Below are 22,301 nucleotides of genomic sequence, written 5' to 3'. Positions count from 1 at the left end.
TCCTTAGTAGCTACCATGCGTGTTATTTTGAATTTCATCTTGGGTGACCTTACGCCACATTTTTACATAACACCATGTTGTGTAGGTTAAGATGATAGGCACAAAAATCAATGCTGCAATAAACATTACATTCAGTGTCATATGACTAGAAACTGCATCCCACATAGTTAAACTGATATTTGGGTTATTGCTCGATGGCATAACGAACGGGAACATCGCCGCGCCCGCAGTCATAATAACGCCTATTAACATTAGACTGGTTGACACTAAGCCTAGCGCTGGTTTATTAAGTTTTGACAAGACCACCGCGATGATTGCGCCTGCAAAAGCCAGCACTGGGAAAATAATCGTTAACGGCATTTTGCTATAATTATCAAGCCAAGCTCCAGAGCTGGTTGTGACAACTTTAGCGAGTGGATTGGCGTAACTTTGCGTATCAGGCATTGATATTATTTGATAGCCATCTAGGTTTGCCACCCATAATCCAGCACCAGCAAATAGAATTACAAATACACTCAAAGCATACCGTCCATATTGTGCAGCACGACTTGCCACCTCTGCATCAGTGCGAAGCTGTAACCACATTCCCGCATGACCCACCAGCATTAACACACTCACTAAACCCGCCACTAAGGCAAATGGGTTTAATAAGCCAAAAAATGACCCTTGATAAGTGACACGCATCAAATTATCCATGTCAAAAGGCACACCCTGTAAAACATTACCAAAAGCAACGCCAAAGACTAACGCTGGCACTATGCTACCAACCAGTAGGGCCCAGTCCCAATTGTTTCGCCATTGTGCTGATTCAAGTTTTGAGCGGTAATCAAAAGCTAAAGGGCGCAAAAACAATGCAAACAACACAAGTAGCATTGCAAAATAAAAGCCGGAGAACGCAGCGGCATAAACCATTGGCCAAGCCGCAAACAATGCACCACCTGCGGTAATAAACCATACTTGGTTACCATCCCAGTGTGCACCTATAGTATTGATCACTGTGCGGCGCTCTAAATCAGTTTTACCAACGAGGCGCAGTAATATTGCTACCCCCATGTCCATTCCATCGGTGATGGCAAAACCGATGAGTAATACCCCAATTAACAGCCACCAAATGAATTTTAAGGTTTCGTAATCAAAAATCATGATTGTGCTCCTTGGTTTAGCTGTTGATCTGCTTTTTCTAGCTCGAAGTGATACTTACCTGTATGCAAAGAGCTTGGCCCCAATTTTACGAACTTAAGCATGAGCCAACCTTCTATCACGGCAAGAATAATATAGAAAATCACAAAGCCCGTGATGCTCAGCAGTAAGTCATTGACCGTTAATGATGACGTTGCAAGGAATGTTGGCAATACTTCAGATATTGCCCAAGGTTGGCGGCCATATTCAGCTACAATCCAGCCAAATTCAATGGCTATCCAGGGTAGTGGAATACTCCATAGAGCGGCTTTGAGTAGCCAGCGCTTTTGTTCAATCACACGATGAGCGTTGTAGTAAAATGACAGGGCAAATACAAATAGCATTATCACGCCGCAACCAACCATGATTCTAAATGACCAAAACATAGGGCCAACCCGTGGGAAAGAATCTTTAACCGCTTTTTGAATTTGTTCTTCGGTTGCATCAACCACATTAGGCGTATAACGCTTTAATAGTAAGCCATAACCTAAATCATCTTTCAGGGTATCAAATTTAGCTATATTCTCAGCAGTGTCATCACCATTTCTGAGTTTTTCGAGGTATTCATAAGCAATCATACCGTTACGAATTCGTACTTCATGCTTTTTCTCTAAATCACTAATCCCTGTAACTTCTTCGTCAAGTGAGCGGGTGGCGATTATGCCAAGCGCATAAGGAATTTTTACCGCAGCATGGGTGACTTGTTCATCTGAATCAGGGATACCTACCGCGGTAAATGCAGCCGGGGCTTCTTCGGTATGCCACTCAGCTTCAATCGTTGCAAGCTTCACTTTTTGTACTTCGCCTACTTCGTAACCTGATTCATCACCGAGTAAAATAACGCACAAAATAGAGGCTAAACCAAAGCCTGAGGCAACGGAGAATGAACGCTTAGCAAAGGCCAAGTCACGGCCTTTTAAGATGTACCAGCTACTAATACCCAATACAAACATCGAGGCTGCAACATACCCAGCAGAGACGGTATGAATAAACTTAACTTGAGCCACAGGGTTGAAAACAAGCTCAGCAAAGCTCGTCATTTCCATTCGCATAGTTTGATAGTTAAATTCAGCGCCAACGGGGTTTTGCATCCAGCCATTTGCAATCAGTATCCACAGTGCAGATAAGTTAGTACCAATGGCCATGAGGAATGTTGCGCCGAGATGCTGGCGTTTGCTTAAGCGCTGCCAACCTAAAAAGAACATGCCAACAAAAGTGGATTCTAAAAAGAATGCCATTAAGCCTTCAATGGCCAATGGGGCGCCAAACACATCACCCACATAATGAGAATAATAAGACCAGTTGGTACCAAACTCAAATTCCATTGTGAGGCCTGTGGCTACACCAACAGCAAAATTGATGCCAAACAATTTACCCCAGAACTTGGTCATGTCGCGGTATATTTCGCGTCCTGTCATCACGTACACAGATTCCATGATCACCAAAATCCAAGTCATGCCGAGAGTCAACGGGACGAAGAGAAAGTGAAACAGGGCGGTAATTGCAAATTGCAATCGCGATAGATCCACAAAGGTTTCATCTATCATTATTGAGCTCCTTAGGTTTGACGGTTGGTTACATCATGTTTCAGAAATTACTGAAAGTTCGTTAATGTTAATCTTATATTAAGTTTAGTCAACTAATAAATGTAAAATAACGCAAAGCAACATTTCCTTTGTTTTTAGATTGGATGAATTTAATACAATACTAGTAATAAAAGTAAAAGTATTCAATTGTTTAATAAGTCTTTATTAGGCTTCGTATTGTTACAGTGCCATACTCATACAATTAGGCAGTTATCTGTTAGCAGTATTTTTATAATTAAAGTATTTATTAACTCTGTGACATTTATCCTATTGGCAAAACACGTTAAACTGATAGAAATAAATGCAACGCTAATTGCGAACAAAATAATCAATGAATAATCAAACAAAACCGTTACGTATCGCCATAGTGGTAGGTGAGTTGTCAGGGGACATATTAGGCGAAGGCTTAATCAAAGCGCTAAAAAAGCGTTACCCAGATGCCATAATTGAAGGGATTGCAGGGCCTAAGATGCAGGCACAAGGATGCAAAAGCTTATTTGATATGGAAGAGCTGGCTGTGATGGGGCTGGTTGAAGTGTTAGGGCGTCTGCCTCGATTATTAAAAATTCGTAAGCAGCTAGTGCAGCATTTTATTGATAACCCGCCAGATGTTTACATTGGTATAGATGCGCCCGATTTCAATTTACGTATTGAAAAGCCATTAAAAGACGCAGGTATCAAAACAATTCAATATGTGAGTCCCTCGGTTTGGGCGTGGCGAGAAAAACGTATTCATAAAATAAGTGCCGCGACTAACTTAGTACTTGCTTTACTACCCTTTGAAAAAGCCTTTTACGATAAACATAATGTCCCTTGTACATTTGTTGGCCATACATTGGCGGATGACATTGCCCTTGAACATGATGACAGTGCGGCACGTTCACAGCTTGGTTTAAGCCAAGATGATAAAGTATTGGCACTGTTACCGGGCAGCCGTGGCTCAGAAGTTGGGCTATTAAGCGAGACTTATATAAAAACAGCTGCTGGCTTACAGGCGAAAAACCCGAATTTAAAAATAGTGGTGCCATTAGTTAACGACAAACGTAAAGCACAATTTAGTGAAATCTTAGCCGCCACGGCACCGTCATTAAAAGTGCAGCTGCTTGATGGGCAATCTGACATTGCCATGCAAGCAGCAGATGCCATTTTAATCGCCTCAGGCACAGCCACCTTAGAAGGCATGTTGTATAAAAAGCCCATGGTGGTTGGTTATAAAATAAAAGCTTTAAGTTATTGGATTTTTAAAAGCTTATTTACCTTTAATATTAAGTATTTCTCATTGCCTAACTTATTAGCTGATGAAGAGTTAGTGCCTGAGTTTATGCAAAAAGATTGTAACGTGGACAACCTTACGAATGCACTTGAGCCTATGCTTAATAGCGATAACCGCGAATTAAAAGCCCGATTTTTAGCAATTCATCAGCAAATACGTTTAAATGCCAGTGAGCAAGCAGCGGCAGCAGTAGCGGAGTTATTAAATGCAAATTGAACGACCAAACCTAAACTTGATTGCCGGTGTTGATGAAGTTGGCCGTGGTCCGTTAGTGGGTGATGTGGTAACAGCTGCGGTGATACTCGACCCTACAAACCCAATTGATGGGTTGACTGATTCAAAAAAATTGACTGATAAAAAACGCCAAGCATTGGCAATAGAAATTAAAGAAAAAGCACTGTGTTGGTCAATTGGCCGCTGTAGCCCAACAGAAATAGATGAGCTGAATATTTTACATGCCACTATGCTGGCGATGACTCGTGCGGTAGAGGGATTAACGACTACACCAGAGTTTGTGTTTGTTGACGGTAATCGACTGCCCACTTTAACAATGCCAGCACAAGCGGTGGTCAAAGGTGATAGCTTAGTAGCAGAGATTTCAGCCGCCTCTATTTTAGCGAAAGTTGCTCGTGACGATGAAATGATTGAACTGGATAAACGCTACCCGCAATATGGTTTTGCCGGGCACAAAGGCTACCCAACAAAAGCGCATTTTGCAGCCCTTGAGCAATACGGCGCAATTGCTGAACACCGTAAAAGTTTTAAACCAGTACAACGTGTACTGGCGATGCAGGAGCAATAATGGCAGCTCCTGATTTTGTACATTTACGGGTTCACTCTGACTTTTCGATGGTTGATGGTTTGGCTAAAACCAAACCGATAGTTGCCAAAGCACAAGAGCTACAATTACCTGCCTTAGCAATTACCGATCAAATGAACTTGTGTGGTTTAGTACGCTTTTACGATACAGCCCATAATGCTGGTATTAAGCCTATTGTTGGCGCAGACTTTTGGCTACACAGTCCAGAGTTTCCTGAAGGGCCGTGTCGGCTGGTAATTTTAGCCAAAGACAATATTGGCTATAAAAACCTCACCTTATTGATTTCAAAAGCATATCAACGCGGGCATTTATTTCATCGTCCGGTGATTGACCGACAGTGGCTGGTGGAGCATAAAGAAGGCTTAATTTTACTCTCGGGCGCGAAAGATGGTGATTTAGGTAAAGCATTATTAAAAGGCAACCTAAATATTGTTGAATCGGTTGTTAGCTTTTATAAACAACATTTTAGCGATCATTACTATATCGAGCTTATTCGCAGTGCACGCGCCCAAGAAGAAGAATACTTACATTTAGCGGTTGAGCTTGCCAGTGTCGAGCAATTGCCAGTTGTTGCCACCAATGAAGTAGTGTTTTTAAAACCCGAGAACTTTGAAGCGCATGAAATTCGCGTTGCCATTTTTGACGGCTATACGCTTGATGATAAACGCCGGCCAAAACGTTTTTCTGAGGAGCAGTACTTAAAAACACCAGAGCAAATGGCTGAGCTGTTTAGCGATATTCCTGAAGCGCTACAAAACAGCGTCGAAATAGCCAAGCGCTGTAATGTAACGGTACAGCTGGGGACCTATTTTTTACCAGATTACCCAACGGGCTCGCTAAAAATTGAGGACTTCTTAGTTAAAGTTTCAGAAGACGGCCTTGAAGAACGCTTACAGTTTTTATTCCCAGATGAAAATGACCGTAAAGAAAAACGCGGTGAATATGACGAGCGACTGAAAATAGAACTCGACGTAATCAACCAAATGGGTTTTCCGGGTTATTTCTTGATCGTAATGGAATTCATCCAATGGAGTAAAGATAACAATATTCCGGTTGGGCCTGGGCGTGGTTCTGGTGCGGGTTCACTGGTCGCTTATGCACTTAAAATTACCGATCTTGATCCGCTTGAGTTTGACTTACTTTTCGAACGTTTCTTGAACCCAGAACGTATCTCAATGCCGGACTTCGACGTCGATTTCTGTATGGATAGACGGGATGAGGTAATCGACCATGTATCAGCGCTGTATGGGCGCGACGCGGTATCGCAAATAATCACCTTTGGTACCATGGCGGCAAAAGCGGTTATTCGTGACGTTGGCCGTGTACTTGGTCACCCTTATGGTTTTGTTGACCGTATTTCAAAACTAATACCGGGCGATCCGGGTATGACCCTAGCGAAAGCCTTTGATGTTGAGCCGCGCTTGCAAGAAGCTTACGATGGCGACTCTGAGGTTAAAGACTTAATTGATATGTGCCGCATCCTTGAAGGGTGTACACGTAATGCCGGTAAGCATGCGGGTGGTGTTGTTATATCACCCACCACCATCACCGACTTTGCCGCTCTTTATTGTGATGATGAAGGTAAATTCCCGGTTACTCAGTTTGATAAAAACGATGTTGAAACAGCAGGTCTGGTTAAATTTGACTTCTTAGGCCTAAGAACGCTGACAATCTTGCAGTGGGCAATTGATATGACCAACGAGCGCCTAGAGCGTGAAGGCAAAAAGCCCGTTGATATCAACGCAATTCCACTGGATGATAAAAAGAGTATAGAGCTATTATTACGCGCCGAAACAACCGCGGTATTCCAGCTCGAGTCACGGGGTATGAAAGATCTGATCAGGCGTCTTAAACCTGACTGCTTTGAAGATATGATAGCCTTGGTGGCCTTGTTTAGGCCCGGTCCATTGCAATCGGGCATGGTTGATAACTTTATCGACCGTAAATTGGGCCGAGAAGACATCTCTTACCCCGACGCTCAATATCAGCACGAAAGCTTAAAACCGATTCTTGAGCCGACTTACGGCATCATCTTGTATCAAGAGCAGGTAATGCAAATCGCGCAGGTTTTAGCGGGCTACACGCTAGGTGGCGCAGATATGCTGCGTCGTGCAATGGGTAAGAAAAAGCCAGAAGAAATGGCAAAGCAGCGTTCAACATTTGAAGATGGTGCCAGAAACAACGGCATTGACGGCGAACTTGCAATTAAGATCTTCGACTTGGTAGAGAAATTCGCAGGTTACGGTTTTAACAAATCTCACTCAGCAGCTTATGCATTAGTGTCGTACCAAACCTTATGGATGAAAACGCACTATCCGGCTGAGTTTATGGCTGCGGTTATGTCGGCGGATATGGATAATACCGATAAAATTGTAATTTTGGTGGATGAATGTGAAAACATGAAACTCACCTTATTACCGCCTGATGTAAACGCGGGTGAGTTTAAATTTGCTGTAAATCAGCAAGGCGAAATTGTTTACGGCATCGGCGCTATCAAAGGGGTGGGTGAAGCACCGGTTGACGCTATATTAGAAGCGCGCAGCGAAGGCGGCCCGTTTAAGGATTTATTTGATTTTTGTGCCCGTGTTGATTTAAAACGCTTGAATAAGCGAGTTACAGAAAAACTCATTTACGCTGGCGCACTTGACCAGCTTGGGCCAGATAAAACCCAACCAGGGCGTGCCACGTTATTAGCGAGCCTAAAAGATGCGATGCGCGCCGCTGATCAACACAATAAAGCCGAGTCATTAGGACAAACTGATTTATTTGGTTTACTTGCCACAGAGCCAGACGAGGTTGAGCAAGCCTTTATCAAAGCCACCCCTTTGACTGATAATCAGTGGTTAGACGGCGAAAAAGAAACACTGGGTCTTTATTTAACCGGTCACCCGATAAATCAATACCGTAGAGAGCTTAAACATTACACCACCGGGCGTTTGGTGGACTTACAGCCAACTAATCGTGATGTGCAATCTACCGCTGCAGGGCTTGTCATTGCAGCACGTACACTAATAAATAAGAAGGGAAATCGTTGGGGGCTTATAACTTTAGATGACAAGAGTGCCCGTATTGATGTACGCTTATTCCCAGAACAGTTTGAAATGTACCAAGATATGCTGCAAATCAACAATATCTTGGTAATATCTGGACAGGTCAGCTTTGATAACTTCTCCGGTGGCATTACAATGACCGCCAGAGACATATGCACCATAGCGCAAGCGCGAGAAAAACGCATAAAAGCGATTAAAATGACGCTGAATATGGTGCAAATCGAGGCGAACTTCTTCGATAATTTACAAAAAGTACTCGAACCTTATAAGTTCGGTACATGTCCTATTAGGGTTTTCTATCAACGTCCAGATGCGTTGGCTGAGTTAACCTTAGGTACAGAATGGTGTGTTACGCCTAGTGATGACTTAATTCATAAGCTTTCACTGGTGGCGGCGCAAGATGTAGAACTAGAATTTAACTAATTAGGTAGTTTAGAGCATGAGCCTCAATTATCTTGATTTTGAGCTTCCAATCGCAGAATTAGAAGCAAAAATTGAAGAGTTACAAAATATAAGCCGCGCTGGCGAATTAGACCTTGAGTTAGAAGAGGAAGTCAGCCGATTAAAAGAAAAAAGTGCCCAACAAAAAGAGGAGATATTCTCAAAATTAGGCGCTTGGCAGGTTTCTCAGTTAGCCCGTCATCCGTTGCGTCCTTATACTCGAGATTATATCGAGCGCATTTTTACGGAGTTTGACGAGTTAGCGGGTGATCGTACATTCGCAAATGATCCAGCTATTTTAGGTGGTGTAGCACGCTTTGAAGGTCAACCAGTGATGGTTATCGGCCAACAAAAAGGACGTGATACTGCTGAAAAAATTAAACGCAACTTTGGTATGCCAAAGCCAGAAGGTTACCGTAAAGCATTACGCTTAATGGAAATGGCTGAACGCTTTAAAATGCCAATTATGACCTTCATTGATACACCGGGTGCATACCCAGGTGTTGGCGCTGAAGAGCGTGGTCAATCTGAAGCTATCGCACGTAATTTAAAAGTAATGGCTGCACTTAAAGTGCCAACCATTTGTACTGTGATTGGTGAAGGCGGATCAGGTGGTGCATTAGCAATTGGTGTTGGCGATCGCGTTAACATGTTGCAATACAGTACTTATTCTGTAATTTCGCCAGAAGGGTGTGCATCAATCCTTTGGAAAAGCGCCGACAAAGCACCATTAGCCGCCGAGGCAATGGGTGTAACTGCTGAGCGAGTGAAAGAGCTTGATTTGATCAACAGCCTAGTTGAAGAGCCATTAGGGGGCGCACATCGTAACTATGATGCAATGGCCCGTAACCTAAAAAATCAGCTCAAACGTGACCTTGCAGAGTTACAAGGGTTATCTCTTGATGAAATGCTTGATCAACGTTATAAACGTTTAATGTCGTTTGGCTATTGCTAATAGCTAATTGATGAAAAAAAGCCGCTTTTGCGGCTTTTTTGTTTTAAAATGTTTGTCAGCTAGGAGCTAGGAGCTAGGAGCTAGGAGCTAGGAGCTAGGAGCTAGGAGCTAGGAGCTAGGAGCTAGGAGCTAATCATTTATTATTTTCGGTTAAATTCATGCATTCAACATCTTTGTACCAACAAGTAAAAAGCACTATTGTCCCGTTTGTCGATGATAATCAAACGTCATTTACAATCGCGCTCTCTGGTGGTGTTGACTCAGTGGTATTATTGCATGTGATGAATGCCCTTAAAGCTGAAATACCTGTGCTGCAACTTAGTGCAGTTTACGTTAATCATGGCTTGAGTGACTATGCTGATGACTGGCAACAGTTTTGTGCTGATTTATGCCGACAATTAAACGTCGCATTTACCGCTGCGCAAGTAACTATCGATCAACGCTCACGCACCAGTTTAGAAGAGCAAGCCCGTGATGCACGGTATTTAGCATTAGATAAATATAGCGCTAAGGGCAGTGTTATTTTACTGGGCCAACATTTAAATGATCAGCTTGAAACGTTTTTACTTCGCCTTAAGCGTGGTTCAGGCTTAAAGGGGTTAGCATCAATGCGGCAAACACGAACGCTTAATAGCGCTCGTGTGTGTTTTAGACCTTTACTGAATACCACTCGCGCAGAAATCGAATCGTTTGCTCAACGCTTTTCGTTGGCTCATATTACTGATGATTCAAATAGCGATGAGCGATTTGATCGTAACTTTATCCGGCAAAAAGTGGTGCCGGTTTTATCAGGTAAATTTACCGGTTTTGAAAAAAGCGCTTCACGCAGTATTAGGTTACTGCAACAGCAGCAGGATTTACTTCACGAATATACCTTGCAAGATTTAGCTCAATGCCAAAATAAAATGCAAGGCTTAATCTGTGGTGAGCTTGCTATGTATAGTGCTGCACGCCAAGCAAATGTATTGCGTTGTTGGCTTGAACAATTTACTGCTGTCATGCCATCACATAAACAAACAGAGCAAATTCTCAATCAGGGTGTTCATGCACAAGCTGATGCGCAACTTAAAATACAGTTAAAGCATGGGCAGGTGCGCCGTCATCAAGGGGTTTTGTATTTTGTTAGCGCCGTCGAGTCCGTGAGTGTAATTGCACAAGCTGAAAGTACGATCTCTTTAAGTGATGGCTCTATATTAGGGTTACAAAAAGGTAAGGGGTTAAGAGCGCCAAAAGCAGATGAAATCGTCACCGTACAATTTGACTGCCCGCAAGCGATTATTAAACCCCTAAATAAACCTGGGCGTAATACCTTAAAGCATTGGTTTAAAGATGCCAAAGTTGCGCCTTGGGTGCGTGGCACCGTACCACTTGTTTTTTATAACGACGAGTTAGTCCAAGTCGTCGGTTACTTCATCAGTGCAAATCATAGCAGTGATGAAGGTGTTTATTGGGAGTACCATAAATGAATCAACAACCCCATGTTGGGTTATCACTCGTAAATAAAGCACCACTTGGCTTGTTAGTGACTACAATAACGGCATTAACGGCTGGTTTTTTATTTGAAATCGACCTACTTACTTTACTCTACGCTTTTATAGGTGGTTTGGCATGTGCGGTTATTTTAATTGCATACTGGCTAGGTAAGGGTGGAATATATTTTATAGTAGGGGTTAGCGTGCCGTTATTATTGGTCATCATGATGCCACTGGCGACGATGGCCGCCTTGTTGTATTTGATCAGCGGCTTCTTTTTTGGCTTTAGTTTAGCGTTATTGGGTTATAAATTAATTAATAAAAGCTAAGCGCCTTGGGGGGCTCGGCGCTATCGTTTTATTAATACGCTCTGGCGCAGTTTCTTCCCGCAGCTTTTGCTTTGTATAAGCCTTTATCTGCACGCGAAAATATCTCATCTTCGCAATCATGGCTGTTTACCAAGGTATAACCAATACTGGTAGTTACTTGATATTGCACCATCACGCTAGATTCACCCACCAAACGCATTATGCGCTGAGCAATCACTTTATTAGTAATAAACTCAGGATCGTCGATTAAAATAGCAAACTCATCGCCACCAAAACGAAACACTGAATCTGTGCCACGGATACTGGTTTGTAATACCGTTGAAAACTCTTTTAATACATCATCGCCAATTTTATGACCAAAGCTGTCATTAACTTGCTTAAAATTATCTAAATCAAGTAGCATCAAACTAAAAGGACGATGTTGACGACGACAACGCTCCAGTTTTTCCAACAAAATGTCGTTAAACTGACTGCGGTTGTTTAACCCTGTTAGGGTGTCTTTAGTCGCTAAACGTAACACACGGTTATACATAATTGCATTACGTAAAGGATACACCAGTGCACTGTGCAAATTACTCAGTTTAGCTTCGATATTTCCGGTAAGCGGGTATTGGCTAAAGTATATCAGCTGTCCCAAATGCTCATTGTTTATGTCTAAATCAAAGGAGTAAGGCGGACTACTATTATCGCTGTGCTCAATTTGTGTCACCCCTTGCGACGATTGAAACTGCATACCTGAAAAGTTGATAATTTGTTTCGCGTATTCAGCATAGATATTGAGCAGTTCCTTAATATCTAATGTTGTTTGTAATTTAGCTATTAGGCTATGTATAGCCGCAGGTTCATCATTGCGGTACTGTTCTGCCGAAAACGGCAGAAACTCGCCACGAGCTGAAATGCGCTGCGTCAAAATATGGACATTTTCCACTTAAATCTCCCCCCAGGAGTGTGATATTGACTTAACAAAGCGATTTTTGTGCCACTATTTCAAACTGGCTGAAAAACAGATAGTTGCTATAGTTAATCTGAACATGAATAATTTTTTGACGGCCTATTACTAGAACCTGCGGAGGCGTGCTTGCAAAGTGTTTTAGCTCAAATATTTGGTTTGTTGCTTGGGGCAGTCGTTTTAGTATGGCTGTTTAAGCGTGTCGGTTTACCGCCCATTTTAGCTTACCTTGCCACTGGCTTACTTGCTGGTAGCCATGGTATTGGCTGGATGGCGCAAAGTCATGAAATCCATTTTGTTGCAGAGCTTGGCATTGTATTTTTACTCTTTAGTTTAGGTTTAGAGTTTTCTGTTGGTAGGTTAATGGCCATGCGAAGTATTGTGTTTGGCCTAGGAACTTTGCAGGTGGTGGTGACCAGTGTGGTGATCATGCTTATTTTATTACTGCTTGGTCTTTCACTTTTAACAAGCTTTACAGTGGCCACTTTAATGGCACTGTCATCAACGGCGGTGGTGGTAAAATTACTTAAAGAATCGGGTGATTTAAAGCAACGTCGCGGCCAGTTAGCTATTGGGATTTTGTTGTTTCAAGATATTGCCGTTGTTCCCTTACTGATTATCTTACCCTTGTTGGCGCAAAGCAGTGGCTCAGAAGGCATTGCATGGGCATTGGCAGTGGCTTTAACAAAAGGCGCATTTGTGTGTGTATTGTTATGGGCGATAGGCAAATGGGTATTACCGCGGGTGTTTAGTGAAGTTGCATTAATGCGTACCGAGGAGCTATTTGTATTAACCACTTTATTGGTTGCGTTATTTGCCGCTGGGCTTACTTATTTATTTGGCTTATCGATGGCGTTAGGTGCATTTTTAGCTGGCATGATGCTAGGAGAGAGCCAGTATCGACACCAGTTAGAAGCTGATATTCGGCCGTTTCGCGATATTCTTATGGGGTTATTTTTTGTCACTGTAGGCATGCAGCTTGATGTGCTTTTTGTGATTGATGTTTGGTATTGGATTTTAGCGGCACTTGGACTGATGTTCGTATTAAAAATTGGTGTAATAGCAGCATTAGCGCAATTGATGGGTGAACGAAAACAAGATTCAATCGCCACTGGGGTTATGCTATGGCAAATGGGGGAGTTTGGTTTTGTGTTAATCGCTTTGGCAACAAAGCACCAATTATTAATGTTTGAGCAGGCTTCTTTTTTAATTGCCCTCGCGGTTATGTCAATGGCACTAACACCTTACTTAATTGAACGCACGCCATGGTTATTAGCCAAACTAGGTTATCTTAAAAATACCCACCAGTTTTTTTCGCAACAGCCCACCAGCAGTACTTTATATAGTAACCATGTGGTGATATGTGGTTTCTCACGTGTAGGGCAAACCATTGCGCGGTTTTTAAAACCCGAGGCGATAGAATATGTCGCCATTGAAAGTAATCCGGTATTAGTTCAAGAAACCCAAGCCGCTGGTGAGCCGGTAATTTTTGGTCATGTAAAACAAAAAGACATTTTACGCTCAGCAGGGGTTGAGCGAGCTCGCTTAGTGATCATCACTTTTACCGACTTTGAACAAACACAAATTGTAATTGATGCCATAAAGCAAATAGCGCCAGAAGTAAAAATTCTTGTGCGCATGAAAGACGATAATGAACTTGAGTTATTACAAGACCTTGGCGTGACCGAAGTCGTACCTGAAACGTTAGAAGCCAGTTTAATGCTGGTATCTCACGTGTTGTATATGTCAGGAGTGCCGATGACTCGAATAGTTAGACGAGTCAGCAAAGAGCGACGTAATCGTTATAAATTTCTGCATGGCTTTTTTGCTGGCGATAAATTTAGTAAAGACGATAATTACGCCGACCGATTAGAATACTTACATGTGATTGCTTTACCCAACACCGCCTTTGCCGTTGATAAAAGTATCAGTGAACTGCATTTAGAAAAACGCCGGGTAACGGTAAAGGCGCTGCGCCGCCAAGACCGTGAAATAGACTCGCCCTCACACCATACCCGCTTACTAGCGGGCGATATTTTAGTGTTACAAGGTAAACCAAGGCGAGTTGAGCGAGTCGAGCGCTACCTTATTGATGGCAGCGAATAAGTTAATCTAACTCCAAAAAGGCTCGGATCTGCGGTAATTTTTCAAGACCGTCTTTGTAACCTATCTCAATTAAATGTTGGGTATAGCGTTTTTCAAATAATAAGTAACTGGTTAAACTTGATTGAGAGCGCTTTTTTACACCAATCATGCGTAGTAGCATTTTAATAGGCAGTGGCATATCATCATAATATTGAGCTGCAATGGCATTAAAGTTTTCGGATGGGTTGACCACACAGGTATCAATTTGTTTTAACTCTTGGTGTTTTTCGCGCCCTGGCATGAGCCCTAAAGTACGGTTTATGCGTTGTAAACGCTCTAGATCAGATTGCAAAGTATCGCTAAAAACACTATCCAGTAAATGACCCGCAATAGAAGATAGCCCCGGAAAGTGCGGCAAGTAACCTGGCGGGTGCAACTCTTTTGGTTGATCGACCCCAATAATAAATATTTTCTCAGCGCCTAAATGCACACTAGGGCTTAGTGGTGAAAGTTGATGGATAGAGCCATCACCAAAATAATGATTTTGTACATTAACACTTGGGAACACCATGGGAATTGCGCTTGATGCCATTAAATGTTCAACATTGATCCGAGCAGGCTGGCCTTCTCGTTTAGCACGTTGCCAAGGTGATTGCGTATTAGATTGAAAAAACGCCACAGAATCACCGGTCGTGTAGCTTGATGCTGTAATGGATAACGCATCTAAGTAATTTCGATGTAAGTTTCTCTCAATACTGCTTAAATCTAAAATCTCAGTTAGCAATCTTCGTAAAGGCTGATTGTTTAACAAGCTAGCAGGGGAGTGGTTAATATGCTCAGACTGAAAACTGGTTAGCATATTACGTGTTATGTGACCAAACACACCTAAAAAATCACTTTTATACACCATTGATGTGGAAAAGTTTTTCCACACATGTTCGAGCTTTCTAGTGGCTAAATGAGCACATGATGCATAGCAGGCTAACGCCGCAGAATTGATTGCCCCTGCTGATGTACCATTAATAATGGTAAAGGGCAAAGGGGCAGTACGAGGCATACTTTGCGCCAGCGCTTTTAACACACCAACCTGATAAGCCGCACGTGCGCCACCCCCAGTTAAAAGTAGCGCTACTTTAGGCTTATTTTTATCGACTTGTTTTATTCTCATGGTTGCAATTAAACTGTTGACCGTCTTTACTTTATTTATTAACTGTAAGTCTTTAAGCTAGAAGAATCAAAGGATACCTGAGCGAGAGCACTTTTTTATCGCTTGGTTGGGAATTTTACTCACTTAGTAGACTCTAAGTGTTTGAATTAAGCATTTTAATTTTTATGGAGTTCGTATGTCAGATCAATCACCACAACCAGATGTCGAAAAGCGTCCACCAAATAACAATCTATTGTTTGCACTTGTTATACTCATTGTTATTGCATGTGCCGCCGCATTTGTTTTATTAAGTTCAGATGAGCAACCGCAGCCTGTGGTTGAGCAAGCACCAGTAGAACAACCAATCCAAGAATATAAAGCACCAGAGCCCGAAGTTACAGAGCCGGAGCCAGAAGCACTCCCAGAGCCAGAAGTGGTTCAGCGACCGCCTAGTCGTGATGCCGAGCCTGCACTTGAGGTTGAACCGCTCCCTAGCTTAAATGAAAGTGATGAGGTTGTAGTTGCTAATATTGACGAATACCTAAGTGACCAAGTTATGGGATTATTGGTAACAGATGATGTTATTCGCCGTGGTGTTGTATTTATTGACAACCTAGCAAAAGGTAAAGTGGCTGCTAAGCACGCCCCAGTTGAACGCCCTGAAGAAAGCTTTAGCGTTATTGAAGGTGAAATACTCACGATTGACCCTAATAGCTACGAACGTTACACCCCGTACGTTAAAATATTTACTAGCATGAGCGCAGCGCAAATAGTGCGTTTATACGAAGAGTATAAACCGCTTATTAACGATGCTTACACCGAGATTGGTTACCAAGGTGATGCGTTTAATCAAACTCTTGAAGAGGCTATAGAGTTACTACTTGATACACCTGAGCCAAAAGGTGATATGCCATTATTACGCGACTCAGTAACGTACCAATATGCTTACTCAGAATGGGAGCGTTTACCAGCCGCGCAAAAACAACTATTACGCATGGGCCCAGAGAACATGAAAAAAGTAAAAGCCGTACTGCGTAACGTACAAGCAGAACTCGATAAACAACAGTAAGTAATAATTAAAATCGTATAAAAAACAGTGCGATTGTGTGTTTAACATGCAATCGCACTTTCTTTTTTGATTTCCCCTTGAATAAGAGTGCAAAAGTAGAGATAATCCCTCCCGCGCCAAACAAGGCCCTCAATGGTAGTCTTATTGGTCCTCTCGCAACACTAGCAGGCGAACCTGGTCAGGCCCGGAAGGGAGCAGCCACAGTTTGTGACGTGTGTGCCGAGATGTGGCTGGTAAGACTGCCACCCAAATTCCTCATTTGGGTGACATAAAACTCCCTTTCAAATTATTCAAAAATTACGAACTATAAATGAATATTAATCATCCAGGTTGGCCGGTATTCGAGCTATTACTTTTATTTCAAAATCAAACCCTGCTAACCAAGTGACTCCTAGAGCAGTCCAATTAGGTTGAACGTTTGTATTGAATACGTTGCTTTTAACTTCCATTATATCAGCCAACTGTTCTTCAGGGTTGGTGTGAAATGTTGTTACATCAATTATATCGTCAAATGTACAGCCTGCGGCATTTAGTATATTTTTTAAATTTTCAAAAGAAAGTGCTACTTGAGCTTTAAAGTCGGGCTCAGGTGTACCATCTAAGCGGCTACCAACCTGTCCTGAAACGAATAATAAGTCGCCAGACTTTATTGCCGGGGAATAGCCGTGAGCTTCATAAAGAGCATGTCTTTGCGCTGAAACTGGAAAAATTGCTTCATGTTTTTTCATTAACTACCTCATTGATTAAGATTATAAAAACACTCTATACGTAAAGTTGCAGCGTCACTTGCACATATCTACATACGGAGCGTATATGATAGTCTCATATACGCATTGTATGTCAATATAATATACGATGCGTATATTAAATTTGATGCACTATAAATCTTAAATTACTATATAATTCAATACTTACTTAGGAGGTAAAATGAACAAACGCCTAGAAAAAATGGCTGAAAATAAAAGTAAGTTAATTTCAGCGGCTAGAAAAGCTTTTGCAAAGAAAGGGTTTGCTAATGCTTCTATGGACGATTTAACATCAAGCGTTGGATTAACAAGAGGTGCTCTTTACCATAGTTTTGGTAGTAAGCTGGGGCTTCTTGAAGCTGTCGTAGAGCAAATTGATTCGGAAATGGCATCACATGCCAAAGCTCAGGGTGAGCAATGTGCAAATGAGTGGGATGGCTTAGTGACTGAAGGAATTGCTTATATTGAAATGGCACTTGTACCTGAGATTCAGCGAATAGTTCTTCTTGATGGGCCTGCCTTTTTAGGCGATCCTTCTAAGTGGCCAAGTCAAAGTGGCTGTTTCCATTCAACCTGCCATAAGCTAGAAAAGCTCATAAGTTCAGAGGTATTGAAGGAGGTTGATCCTGAAGCAGCCGCGAGCCTAATAAACGGAGCTGCTTTGAATGCGGCATTGTGGGTGGCAGCAAGTACAAAACCAAGAGAAGATCTTCCTAAGGCAATAAAAGCTTTCAGATTGCTAATGACGGGGTTTCGAAAGTAGTTTATTTTAAATAAATATGTGAAGAATTCGGTAATAGTAAATAGGACAGGCAAAAATTTTTTTTACTGCGAGCAAAATTTAAGTTTAACGACAGCTCATTTTTTATTACGAATATCTTTAGCAACAATAAAAAAATTATAGTTAGCAATACATTATGTTATTTGTTAAAAATAGATTTATAAATACATGAGCGTGGCATCGGCAGAAAGATCCGCTCTTCGCGCACTATAAAATTGTTAGGAGCATTTCAGTGGTTAAACTTCAAGATTTGCGTGAGTGTTTAAGCCCTGATCTAGATGATAAGCGTAAGACAAGATTTGAGGTGGCATTTAGGAGTCTTGGTTATCAAGACGATTATTGTCGCTATCATTACGAACAATACATAAAAGAACACAATTTGTTTTTCTCTGCAACTCAAGGTGAGCTTAATAATGAGAAAATATTAAACCCTCAATATTACCGAATTGCTTTTGAAGCTCACTGTTTTGCCTTTTTTAGAGCATTCCATGCATTAATTGAATCTATCCCGTACTTGTTAAATTTACTTATTGAAGTAAACAAAGATTCTGAATCCCGTTATTTAAACTGGAATACTATCCTTGAATTCTGCGAAAAATCTAAAAGTCATAAGGATAGTGTAAAGAAAATAAAATCATTAAGGGGATCTGATTCATATAGAGAACTTGAGCATATCTCAAATGTGTCGAAACATCGTAGAATTGTTCGGGTTGATAGTGGTTTACTTTCAGAGCGCTCTAAAGCTCGTTTATGTAAAGAAGATCTGGATGAACAGTTTAGAAGCTATGAAATCGAAAAGTTAATGAATACTATATTTGATGAACTTCATCCTCAAGCTATTGAGTTAATAAAGAGTTTTATGCAACGCTAAAAGGTACGCACAATACTCCTAACAAGAAAATCAACAAGGACACAGCTGGCTTTTGCTCCTTCGTCGCTTATTTTAGCCTGTTATTTAGGCGTTGAGGTTGTGGGGTTACTCTTTTTAGGAACTGACTCTACACATTTGACTTGATTGTTTTTTAACCTTTAATCCACTGGGTTACTGTGATCTAATATGTATTATACACCCACAGTAAATTGTTATGGCTCTTTCATTAGGTAAGGAGTCAAGCCTGATTTAACCTGCCAAAATAAATTCATTCCTATCAATTTCGCTGAGCAAATGTCGGTTCATCTACCGTAATGAAAATTGATCCAAATATCACTCAGTGACGCTAAATAGTCATTGCCTAGTGCTATGTTAGTCCCTTTTGTTTATACCCTTTAAAACAGTGTCTGTAATAGATGATTACATCAAATAGGTTTCGAGTTTGCTGTCTTTACTCGCTGCTCTGCAATGCTACGGTATAGTTTTTGAATAAGTTTAAATATCAGCGTGAAATGCATAGATAAAGCTGATTTTTAAGCTCTGCGATGTAATAGCTACAGTCTTGTTTGAATAATATACCTATCAGTTCGCTATTTAGGCTTATAGCACACAGTGCCAGCTTTATTTTCAATGTTAAAATATTAAAAGGAGCAAATAAAATGAGTAAGTCAGCACAGCTTTTTAGAATGGCGACAGATGAACATATTTGTCCATTTGGCCTGAAGTCAAAAGATTTACTAACGCGAGAAGGCTACAAGGTTGATGACTGTTTATTGACTACCCGTGAGCAGACTGATGAATTTAAAAAGCAATATGATGTAAAAACCACGCCACAAACATTTATTGCAGGTGATCGTATTGGTGGTTACGACGAACTGAGGGCATTTTTTAATAAATCAGAAGCGGGTCAGCATGGCATTAGTTATACACCTGTGCTGGCAATATTTGCAGTTACTTTTTTATTGAGTTTGGCATTTAGCTATTCGATTACTGGAGGCTTAGTGTCAATGGTTACTGCAGAGCTTTTTGTGGCCTTGACGATGGCTGTACTTGCGATTCAAAAGCTGCAAGATTTATATAGCTTTAGCAACTCGTTTATAACCTATGATTTGCTGGCGATGAAAGTGGTGCCTTATGCCTATATTTACCCATTTTTAGAAGCATTTGTGGGAATTGGTATGGTGGCTGGTTTATCGGCTTATTTTGTTGCACCTATTTCTTTACTAATTGGTACTGTGGGGGCGATCTCTGTTTTCAAAGCGGTGTATATAGATAAACGCGAGCTAAAATGCGCTTGCGTAGGTGGCGATAGTAATGTGCCATTAGGTTTTATTTCATTAACAGAAAACTTATTTATGATTGCGGCAGGTATATGGATGCTTGTTAGATAAATAGCACAATACAAGGGGCGTGCAAGTGATGTATTGTGCTGGTAAGTTCTTTAGTGCTGGCGAAAGTGAGCTCGCATAGAGTTTTGCTTTACGCGAGTTGGTGCTTTAGAATTTGGCGGCTATCCAAAGCCATACTTTATCTGTATCAACTTTGCCCGCCGCAGCGTCACCGGCAGAATACATGGCGTATTTGACACCCGCGGTATAGTTTTTTGCAAACTTTTTGCTGTATACCGCGTTTATTTCACTGCCAAGATCGTCTACATTCTCGGTTGCTTCATCACTAGAGTAGTCGTGATAAGTAAAGGTCCATTTTCCGCCAAAAGCTTTACCTGATACCGAGGCGTATAAATCGACGAGGCCTTGATTTGGGGTTGTTAAAAATTGGTCAGCCCAGCCGTTGAATTTGTGCAATGTTGCAAGTGGTGTTGAAAAGCCATACATCGCATCATCACTGCCTAATAGCTCACCCCCAATTTTGGCTGTAATAGCATTAAAACTATATGCACCTTCTATAGAAAAATAGTTCGCTGAATAGTCTGTTGTGCTGGTTTGTGATTGTTGTGTTGCGAACTCTGCATAATAGGTAAACTTATCCTTTTTTCCTTTGAAGTTTATGCCGTAGGTGTCTAGGCTGTTATCTGCACCTTCATCTACTTCGAGTAAATAACTATAGCCGCTCAACGTGCCAAAAGCAGTTTTATAGCTAAGGTTTAAAAGGTGATCGTTAGAATGAAGGTCTTTTTCCTGTGCAAAAATACGGTTACGTTTATTGATATAGCTATAGCTTGCATTTAAATTGGTCATTGGATTGGCATTAAAAGTTAAAGCATCAAACGTTTGTCTATCTTGTCGCCAGCCAACATGGCCAACAAAACGCTGATTATCAAGTGCAATCACTTGGCGGCCTAACATAGCACTGAATTTAGCAGACTGATATTTTATAAATGCTTGGTCAAGCTCGGTTGTTTGCGGGTCGGCAATAACAGAATAAAGAGGGTTATTACCTAAGGTATCGTTGTAGCTATCAACGTCTGCAACTTGGCGTGAGTCTTCAAATTCAATAACTCCAGAAAAGCCCTTATAGCTGGCGCTGGTAAAATTTAAACGCGAACGCAGTGTTAATGCGGATGCGTCTTTTAATAGGTTATCTTGTTGTACCCCTTCATAGCGGAGGTTAAAGTCTAGCGTAGTTTTTGCTTCGTTGTCAGCATACAGGGGGGCAGACACAGCAGTTAGTAATATCAGCGTGGTTATTTTTGATAATTTAAATTGATTGTTCATGTTGTTTCCGTAAAGTTCGATTTATAGTTTTATGCGACGTCAGATTGTTTTTGTTTTTTCGTTGGTGTTGCTATGGCTTCGACTTTGCGCTGTTTTTCGTACAAGAAAGTAAGTACTTCAGAGCGTAAGCGGTTGTATTCAGGGTCTTCTGCCAGAGCTAAACGGTCCCTCGGGTGGGGGAGGTTAACATCGAGTATTTCACCAATCGTAGCGGCAGGGCCGTTAGTCATCATTACTATGCGGTCTGATAATAGAACGGCTTCATCAACATCATGTGTGATCATAATCACGGTGTTATTGAGCTTTTGCTGAATTTCCATCAAAGAGTCCTGCATATGAGCGCGGGTTAACGCATCTAAGGCACCAAAGGGCTCATCCATTAGCAGTACTTTAGGTTTCATAGCAAGGGCTCTGGCAATACCTATTCGCTGTTTCATACCGCCTGATATTTCGTCTGGACGCTTGTCTTTGGCATGATCCATATGCACTAGGTTTAAGTTGTGTTCTATCCATTGAGTCATTTGCGCTGGCGTCATTTCATTTTTAAATACACGTTTTACTGCTAATTCGATATTTTCATAACAGCTGAGCCAAGGTAATAATGAATGGTTTTGAAATACAACAGCTCGCTCAGGGCCGGGCTCTGTCACTTCTTTGTTGTTTAATAACACGCCGCCTTTGGTGGCTTTATGTAAGCAGGCAACAATATTTAGTACCGTTGATTTACCACACCCAGAGTGACCGATTAAAGAGATGAACTCGCCTTTTTTGATCTGTAAATCAACCCCTTTTAATGCGGTGAAGTCTCCCTTTGGTGTGGGAAAAACCATGTCTACTTTGCTGATATCTAAAATTATACTCATTTTATTTCCT

General features: G+C 41.5%; 18 protein-coding genes and 1 other RNA gene. 12 read left to right on the top strand and 7 right to left on the bottom strand.

The genetic code is table 11. The features are described from left to right. Positions 1 to 3: 3 nt before the first annotated feature. Entirely contained in the window at positions 4 to 1,143 is a 1,140-nt protein-coding gene (gene cydB / locus NQT69_RS03920) for a cytochrome d ubiquinol oxidase subunit II (RefSeq protein WP_306173948.1), read from the bottom strand. After that, positions 1,140 to 2,726 (bottom strand): cytochrome ubiquinol oxidase subunit I, encoded by a 1,587-nt coding sequence (locus tag NQT69_RS03915; RefSeq protein WP_256826397.1) that lies wholly within the window; start codon positions 2,724 to 2,726, stop codon positions 1,140 to 1,142. Before NQT69_RS03915 ends, cydB begins: the two co-directional genes overlap by 4 nt. 370 nt (positions 2,727 to 3,096) lie before the next feature. Between NQT69_RS03915 and lpxB the strand changes: the two genes are divergently transcribed. The 6 genes from lpxB to NQT69_RS03885 all read left to right on the top strand — a co-directional run bounded on the left by lpxB (position 3,097) and on the right by NQT69_RS03885 (position 11,105). Next, positions 3,097 to 4,254: a lipid-A-disaccharide synthase gene (lpxB, locus tag NQT69_RS03910; protein ID WP_256826396.1), complete on the top strand. Its 1,158-nt coding sequence runs from the start codon at positions 3,097 to 3,099 to the stop codon at positions 4,252 to 4,254. After that, a complete protein-coding gene (gene rnhB / locus NQT69_RS03905; RefSeq protein WP_256826395.1) occupies positions 4,244 to 4,840 on the top strand; it encodes a ribonuclease HII in 597 nt (198 codons plus the stop codon). The genes lpxB and rnhB overlap by 11 nt, the downstream gene beginning before the upstream one ends. Further along, entirely contained in the window at positions 4,840 to 8,331 is a 3,492-nt protein-coding gene (gene dnaE / locus NQT69_RS03900) for a DNA polymerase III subunit alpha (RefSeq protein ID WP_256826394.1), read from the top strand. The genes rnhB and dnaE overlap by 1 nt, the downstream gene beginning before the upstream one ends. A gap of 16 nt (positions 8,332 to 8,347) precedes the next feature. Further along, the gene (accA, locus tag NQT69_RS03895; RefSeq protein WP_256826393.1) at positions 8,348 to 9,304 is read left to right on the top strand and encodes an acetyl-CoA carboxylase carboxyl transferase subunit alpha; all 957 of its coding nucleotides are present in this window, start codon (positions 8,348 to 8,350) and stop codon (positions 9,302 to 9,304) included. A gap of 158 nt (positions 9,305 to 9,462) precedes the next feature. Next, positions 9,463 to 10,770: a tRNA lysidine(34) synthetase TilS gene (gene tilS, locus NQT69_RS03890; RefSeq protein ID WP_256826392.1), complete on the top strand. Its 1,308-nt coding sequence runs from the start codon at positions 9,463 to 9,465 to the stop codon at positions 10,768 to 10,770. Beyond that, positions 10,767 to 11,105: a hypothetical protein gene (locus tag NQT69_RS03885; RefSeq protein WP_256826391.1), complete on the top strand. Its 339-nt coding sequence runs from the start codon at positions 10,767 to 10,769 to the stop codon at positions 11,103 to 11,105. Before tilS ends, NQT69_RS03885 begins: the two co-directional genes overlap by 4 nt. A gap of 31 nt (positions 11,106 to 11,136) precedes the next feature. Here the strand turns inward: NQT69_RS03885 and NQT69_RS03880 are convergent, their stop codons facing one another. Beyond that, positions 11,137 to 12,033 carry a GGDEF domain-containing protein gene (locus NQT69_RS03880; RefSeq protein WP_256826390.1) on the bottom strand — a complete coding sequence of 299 codons (897 nt, stop codon included), beginning with the start codon at positions 12,031 to 12,033 and terminating at the stop codon, positions 11,137 to 11,139. A 150-nt stretch (positions 12,034 to 12,183) separates the two neighbouring features. On the opposite strand from NQT69_RS03880, the gene NQT69_RS03875 reads away from it, so the two are divergent. Beyond that, positions 12,184 to 14,160: a cation:proton antiporter domain-containing protein gene (locus NQT69_RS03875; protein WP_256826389.1), complete on the top strand. Its 1,977-nt coding sequence runs from the start codon at positions 12,184 to 12,186 to the stop codon at positions 14,158 to 14,160. Position 14,161: 1 nt separating this feature from the next. Here NQT69_RS03875 and NQT69_RS03870 read toward each other — a convergent pair whose 3' ends face one another. After that, positions 14,162 to 15,307 (bottom strand): patatin-like phospholipase family protein, encoded by a 1,146-nt coding sequence (locus NQT69_RS03870; RefSeq protein WP_256826388.1) that lies wholly within the window; start codon positions 15,305 to 15,307, stop codon positions 14,162 to 14,164. Positions 15,308 to 15,482: 175 nt separating this feature from the next. Here NQT69_RS03870 and NQT69_RS03865 point away from each other — a divergent pair, with 175 nt between their 5' ends. Next, on the top strand, positions 15,483 to 16,355 hold the full coding sequence (locus tag NQT69_RS03865) for a DUF3014 domain-containing protein (protein WP_256826387.1): 873 nt from the start codon (positions 15,483 to 15,485) through the stop codon (positions 16,353 to 16,355). A 142-nt stretch (positions 16,356 to 16,497) separates the two neighbouring features. Beyond that, positions 16,498 to 16,594: signal recognition particle sRNA small type (gene ffs / locus NQT69_RS03860), an RNA gene on the top strand. A gap of 78 nt (positions 16,595 to 16,672) precedes the next feature. Here the strand turns inward: ffs and NQT69_RS03855 are convergent. Further along, positions 16,673 to 17,083, bottom strand: a complete 411-nt coding sequence (locus NQT69_RS03855) for a RidA family protein (RefSeq protein ID WP_256826386.1) — start codon at positions 17,081 to 17,083, stop codon at positions 16,673 to 16,675. 199 nt (positions 17,084 to 17,282) lie between these two features. On the opposite strand from NQT69_RS03855, the gene NQT69_RS03850 reads away from it, so the two are divergent. The 3 genes from NQT69_RS03850 (at position 17,283) to NQT69_RS03840 (ending at position 20,144) form a co-directional block, all read left to right on the top strand. Further along, complete coding sequence (locus NQT69_RS03850; protein ID WP_256826385.1) at positions 17,283 to 17,864, top strand: TetR/AcrR family transcriptional regulator; 582 nt, start codon at positions 17,283 to 17,285, stop codon at positions 17,862 to 17,864. Positions 17,865 to 18,114: 250 nt separating this feature from the next. Next, positions 18,115 to 18,753: a hypothetical protein gene (locus NQT69_RS03845; protein WP_256826384.1), complete on the top strand. Its 639-nt coding sequence runs from the start codon at positions 18,115 to 18,117 to the stop codon at positions 18,751 to 18,753. A 659-nt stretch (positions 18,754 to 19,412) separates the two neighbouring features. After that, positions 19,413 to 20,144 carry a glutaredoxin gene (locus NQT69_RS03840; protein ID WP_256826383.1) on the top strand — a complete coding sequence of 244 codons (732 nt, stop codon included), beginning with the start codon at positions 19,413 to 19,415 and terminating at the stop codon, positions 20,142 to 20,144. 105 nt (positions 20,145 to 20,249) lie between these two features. Here the strand turns inward: NQT69_RS03840 and NQT69_RS03835 are convergent, their stop codons facing one another. Further along, positions 20,250 to 21,428, bottom strand: coding sequence for an alginate export family protein (locus NQT69_RS03835; protein ID WP_256826382.1), 1,179 nt, complete (start codon positions 21,426 to 21,428; stop codon positions 20,250 to 20,252). A 29-nt stretch (positions 21,429 to 21,457) separates the two neighbouring features. After that, positions 21,458 to 22,291, bottom strand: a complete 834-nt coding sequence (locus NQT69_RS03830; protein WP_256826381.1) for an ABC transporter ATP-binding protein — start codon at positions 22,289 to 22,291, stop codon at positions 21,458 to 21,460. Between the last annotated feature and the right edge of the window lie 10 nt (positions 22,292 to 22,301).

It is taken from the genome of Pseudoalteromonas shioyasakiensis (genome assembly GCF_024518675.1).
Classification (GTDB): Bacteria; Pseudomonadota; Gammaproteobacteria; order Enterobacterales; family Alteromonadaceae; genus Pseudoalteromonas; species Pseudoalteromonas shioyasakiensis_B.
The sequence above is the reverse complement of the archived record's forward strand: the minus strand, read 5'-3'. Positions and strand labels throughout refer to the sequence as shown.